This is a genomic window from Synechococcus sp. BA-120 BA3, assembly GCF_034931285.1.
GTDB lineage: Bacteria > Cyanobacteriota > Cyanobacteriia > PCC-6307 > Cyanobiaceae > Cyanobium.
In genome coordinates this window covers 1-5,103 of sequence record NZ_JAYGHZ010000362.1, presented here as the reverse complement: position 1 = coordinate 5,103, position 5,103 = coordinate 1, and the positions used below count along the sequence as shown (strand labels likewise).

Annotated in this window: 7 protein-coding genes; 5 read left to right on the top strand and 2 right to left on the bottom strand. The window is 53.9% G+C overall.

Features of this window, described 5'->3' with window-relative positions; genetic code table 11:
* Positions 1-192 precede the first annotated feature (192 nt).
* Together VB737_RS14860 and VB737_RS14855 are read right to left on the bottom strand one after the other, a co-directional pair.
* Positions 193-903 (bottom strand): IS3 family transposase, encoded by a 711-nt coding sequence (locus tag VB737_RS14860; protein WP_500314101.1) that lies wholly within the window; start codon positions 901-903, stop codon positions 193-195.
* 32 nt (positions 904-935) lie between these two features.
* Complete coding sequence (locus tag VB737_RS14855) at positions 936-1,214, bottom strand: transposase (protein ID WP_500314099.1); 279 nt, start codon at positions 1,212-1,214, stop codon at positions 936-938.
* A 112-nt stretch (positions 1,215-1,326) separates the two neighbouring features.
* Between VB737_RS14855 and VB737_RS14850 the strand changes: the two genes are divergently transcribed.
* The 5 genes from VB737_RS14850 to VB737_RS14830 all read left to right on the top strand — a co-directional run bounded on the left by VB737_RS14850 (position 1,327) and on the right by VB737_RS14830 (position 4,015).
* A complete protein-coding gene (locus tag VB737_RS14850) occupies positions 1,327-1,497 on the top strand; it encodes a hypothetical protein (RefSeq protein WP_323243123.1) in 171 nt (56 codons plus the stop codon).
* Complete coding sequence (locus tag VB737_RS14845; RefSeq protein ID WP_323243124.1) at positions 1,470-2,042, top strand: ISAs1 family transposase; 573 nt, start codon at positions 1,470-1,472, stop codon at positions 2,040-2,042. The genes VB737_RS14850 and VB737_RS14845 overlap by 28 nt, the downstream gene beginning before the upstream one ends.
* A gap of 150 nt (positions 2,043-2,192) precedes the next feature.
* Entirely contained in the window at positions 2,193-3,107 is a 915-nt protein-coding gene (locus VB737_RS14840; protein WP_323243125.1) for a helix-turn-helix domain-containing protein, read from the top strand.
* A gap of 47 nt (positions 3,108-3,154) precedes the next feature.
* Positions 3,155-3,520: a response regulator gene (locus VB737_RS14835; RefSeq protein WP_500314096.1), complete on the top strand. Its 366-nt coding sequence runs from the start codon at positions 3,155-3,157 to the stop codon at positions 3,518-3,520.
* A gap of 114 nt (positions 3,521-3,634) precedes the next feature.
* Positions 3,635-4,015, top strand: a complete 381-nt coding sequence (locus VB737_RS14830) for a response regulator (RefSeq protein WP_323243128.1) — start codon at positions 3,635-3,637, stop codon at positions 4,013-4,015.
* The last annotated feature ends 1,088 nt before the right edge of the window (positions 4,016-5,103 follow it).

Sequence of the window (5,103 nt, the reverse complement as noted above, 5' to 3'; positions counted from 1 at the left end):
CATCCCAATGGACTGATGAGCAAGACCAACCGGCGCCGGCTACGGCGTCAACAAGCCGGGGCTACAGCCTCACAGGGTGGGCCAGATTTCATGTCGCCGGAGGACCAATTCCGGATGTCGCTTGACAAGCGCCAGCGATCAGCCAAGGTTTGGGCCTCGCTCACGGATGTGAACAGCTCAGTGTTCAGGAACTCATCTGTTCGACGACAATCTGGTTGAGGCGCACATCAACCTGATTGACACGGGACACTCATCCCTGAACCGGCTGTTGAACGACTCGGCAAACCCGTTCTGCCACGGTGATCCTGGTTCGATGTAGGCCGTGGTGGTGCCGCTGTTCTCGCTCCAGCGCTTGAGGGCGTGGGCGATGAATTCGGGCCCGTTGTCGCTGCGGATGAACGCTGGGGCTGGGTAGAGGCTGGTGAGCTCCTCCAGCACCGCCACGACGTCTTTGGCCTTGCAGCGCCTGCCCACCCGGATGGCCAGGCAGAGACGGCTGTGCTCGTCGATCACGTTGAGGAACTTGAGCCGCCGGCCATCGGCCGTGGCGTCGAATTGGAAGTCCATCGCCCAGACCTGGTGCGGGTGCTCAGCCTGGTGACGTCGCACCGAGCCTTCAGCCGGGCGTGCCCTCTTCTGTTTGCGGGGGGTGGGCCGCTGCAGGCCCTCCTCGCGCCAGAGCCGGTGCACCCGCTTGTGGTTCACCGTCCAGCCTTCCCGCCGCAACAGGCGGTGGGCCATGCGCCGGCCCCAGCGGATGTGCTCAGCTGCGATTTCGCGGAGACGATGCCTCAGCTTGGCCTCCTCAAGATCGACGACCTTGCCGACATGCCGCTGGCTGCTGCGGTGCTGGCCCACCAAGCGGCAGACCCTCCGCTGGGATGCCCGGTAACGCTCCTGCAGGACTGTGACGGCCCGCCGGCGACGCTCCGGGCTCAGAAGTTTCCCTCAGCGAGATCCTTGAGCATCGCCTTGTCGAGCTCTGCTTCCGCCAGAAGCCTTTTGAGCCGGGCGTTCTCTTTCTCCAGCTGGCTGAGCCGTTTGGCCTCTTCTGCCTTCATTCCGCCGTAGAGCTGCCGCCAGCGGTGGTAGGTGGGCTGGGAGACCTCGAGAACTCGGCAGGCGTCCGCAACTGTCTGGCCCTGGGCAAGCAACTGGTCAGCCGTTTTGAGCTTGCGGATGATCTGCTCGGGTGTGTGGCGGGTTCGTTTCATGGTGGAGTCCCCGGCCCAGTCTGGCCGGATGAGGACTCTCATTCACCCTGGACCGATTTCAGGGGGACCACGCCACGTTGCTCAGGTCACGGTCTACGCCCGACCCCTCGGCGTGGCCCTGGCCCAGAAGACCTACGACACCCATGAATCCAGCGAGAAGGCAGCGCTCAAGGAGCTGCTGAGCAGTCTGGATCTCGATGGTGTGCTGATCCAAGCCGACGCTCTGCACACGACGCAAGCGTTTTTCGCTGGTGCATGGAGCAGGGGGCCGACCTCCTGCTGACCGTCAAATCGAACCAGAGGAGCCTTTACCGGCAGATCGGGCGCCAGTTCGAGGGCAAGCGCAAAATCCCTTTCACCGCAACAGATTTCGAGAAACGGCACGGGCGTCACACCCGCTGGGAGCTCAGGGCCAAGGAAGCACCTGAGCACATCAAAGCCAATTGGCCGGGCAGCGCCTGGATCGTGGAGCTCATCACCACAACCAGAACGAGGAAGGGTCCGCGAGCGGTGGCCTGCCACCGGTTCATCACCAGCCTGCGGACCAACCCAGACGCGTTGCTGCGAATGATTCGGCAGCGCTGGAGCATTGAAAACGAATGGCACTGGGCCCGCGACACGCAGCTCGGTGAGGACGCCCACCGCTACGCCCATCGCACCGGTGCCGCGGTGTTCTCGTTCCTGCGAACGGTCGTGATGAACCTGTTGCGTCGCGGTGGCTATCGATCAATCCGCCAAGGGTTTCGGGAGCTGGCGTACGACATCAAGGGGATGCTGGCGCTGGGTGGTGTGGCGACTGCACCAGAGACGACCCGATCACACTTTTAGGCAGCCCTGCCAGATTGACCTGCATCCAGTCAGAAATCAGAGTGCCACGCAAATTGAGCCGTTAGACCAATTCACAATCCGACGAAGCATAGCCTTGTCTCTTGACATTGCATATTGCAATGCTAGCATTCCAATACACATTACTCGGCCTTGGCAGAGACTGTCCGCTTTGATACGCTGCTGGAGTCTTTCCTGGGCTCGGCTGAGCGACATGTGGATGCCTCCATAGCGGCTGATGCAGGCACTCCATCTTCAGAGTCTGCTGCGTATTTTGGCGGGAAGGTGTCGCTTCTGCAGGTTCGTTTGTCTTCCATATCGCGGCTGCTCGTCCGAAATCCGTCTGATTCACTTGTGGTAGCCATACCAGACTTCGGCCAGTGTACTGGGTCTGCAGCCAAACGAAATCTCCGATTTGTTCCAGGTCGGTTATCTTTTATTCTTCTACCTGGAGAAGTTCTCAAGATAACCCCAAAATCAAATTCTATTTCCGGATTCTTATTTAAGCTATCGGCTCAGGATATTGTTTCTGAATCTATCACTCACGGTGTAGGTGAACCATCGCTGATGTCGCTCGCAGATACATTACCTGGTCATGAATCGTTGTTGCTCGCGTGTGCTAAGCAGATGATTATTCCAGAAGCATCTGCATTAGTTGTTGAGCCACTGGAGGCATCTGTTTTTTCTCTTTTAGCGAGTCTTCTGGCAGCTGAGCAAAAATCAGTACCATCGAGCCTGATCAACGCTTCAACCCATTCTCGCTATGTACAAATCGCTCTTTCATATATGGAGGAACGCCTTGCCGAACCTATTACTCTTCGTGACCTTTGCAATACCTGCTGCGTATCAGCTCGCACATTGCAGATATCATTCAAATCCGTAATGAATCGTCCACCTTTACAGGTGCTTCATGAGCTTCGCCTTACTCGCTTGCGCGAATTGCTACTTTGTGGCGCAAAGGTTGCAACGGCGTGCAAGAGTGTTGGCCTCTCACCTTCGGGTCGTTTATCTGCAAGCTATCAAAGCATGTTTGGCGAATTGCCCAGGCAGACGAGGTCTGCCAACTAATCGTTAACATTTGAATTTTCTAGACTCTCTGTTCTTTCTTTATTGATATGAGCCTTCCCTCAGTTGCAGTAGTTGATGACGACCTAGGTGTTCTCCAGATTGCTACCTTAGAGATTGAGGATTGTGGGTACATAGTCGATTCATTCTCCTCACCGCTGGAATTTCTTGATTCGATTCATGCATTTAAACCATCACTTGTTCTGCTCGACCTCATGATGCCTGAAATGAACGGCCTGGAGTGTCTGCAGCGGCTGAGCACCGGCATTCTTAAATCTCCTGTTTTGATGTTTACCTCTATCGATGAGGAGCAGTTTCGTAAGCAAGCTCTGGATTTGGGTGCTACGGCCTATTTTCTGAAGTCAGAATTCCTGGCCAGCCCATGTACCATCATCCAACGCTACATGAAGGCCTAACTCTGTTCTTGTTACGAGGTGCGAACTGCGCCGAATGCGCCGCATTCTGCATTGGTGACTTGCATAGCCCATTCATTCAGTTAGAGTAATTTTACACCCTCCCACCCACTTCACATGACTACCACGTTTCACAAAGTTGCAGTCGTTGATGATGATCCGCGCGTGCGTAAGTTGATTGGCCTTTCGCTTGGTGAATTGGGTGTTGATGCGGACTTCTACGATGAACCTTTCGAATTTTTGCGGGTCGTTAGCGATTCAAGCCCCAAGCTTGTTCTAATTGATTTAATGATGCCCCAAATGGATGGCGTAGAATGCTGCCGTCGACTTAGACAAATGGGCTGCACAGCATACCTCTGTATCGTATCAGCTCTTTATGACGATCAAATGGTTCGCGATGCGCTAAGCGCTGGAGCCAATCGCTATCTCGGCAAGTCTGAGGTATTCGAGATACTAGACGAATTACTGAAGGCATCAGATTGCTTTTCGGCAAGCTAGCACCGTTTCCCTTTACTAGAGTGCAGACGGAGTACCTCTTTAGCAGTTTTCCTGCCATTATTTACGGTTTGCACTGTTATTACTACCGTCTTCCATGTTAAGTAGATGCAGACCATTCTTCGACTACTTTTAGTGGTATTCTCTACTCGCTCTACCTGTGGGGTTCTCATAGGTATCCAACATTTTGATTGCCGGGAGCGAGATTCACCACTTGTTGCCATAGCCAGCAGCAAGCTCGTGGCTACTTCGTTGTCAGGCATTCTGGTTTCTTTCATAGTCTGGGAATCCCTATCCGTATTTCTTCTTTCTAAAGCCACCACTTCCGCGGATTTCTCTATTTCTATGCGGGTCGTTCAAAGAAAGATGTCTTCGCACGGGCTGTTGGTTCGGCTAATGTAGTTGTAGCATCTATCAGAACTCTGCTCTCGCAAGTCGCATTGGCTCCATGAATGGGTTTTCATCCAACGAATCTGCCAGAACTGATCTCTGGGTTCGGGACAACCGCCGCAGAAGTTAGTAACTTCACTCTGATCGTTCAGCATTCTCCAATGCATTGCAATGCAGATGTTTTCATCGGAATACTCTCGCTATTTACCGTTTATACTGAATATTTAGGTCTGAGCTGACTGCAAGATTTGATGGGTTATCTCCGACTAAGTCTTGGGTGGCATGTTGGAACCTGATGTTGCTGCTGTAAGCAGCCTTCCAAACTCACTACCAGAATTTGAATTCAAGATTTCTGACTGGTCACAGCCTTGAAGGTCGTTCGTCGTCGCGTCTAGCGCGCTATTAGGAGTTGGATCCATGCAGAAAGGGAAGTTCGGATATATATTGACTGGCTCGGTGACTTTCAGGAAACGTACCAGTACAGCTCTGCACGCCCTCGCGTCCGAAACACCCACGGCCAAATCCAAAGCCCATGGTCAGACTGAATTTGGGGAGGCCGGGCCATGACCGATGTCATCTTTGGAGGTTCGACCCCGAAAGGAAACGTGGTTTGGGTTCCCACAGCGCTCCCTGCCCTGGCGACAACACTGCTAGATCCTCTACTGGTGTTGATCCCGATTAGGAAATTGTTCACTTTTTTG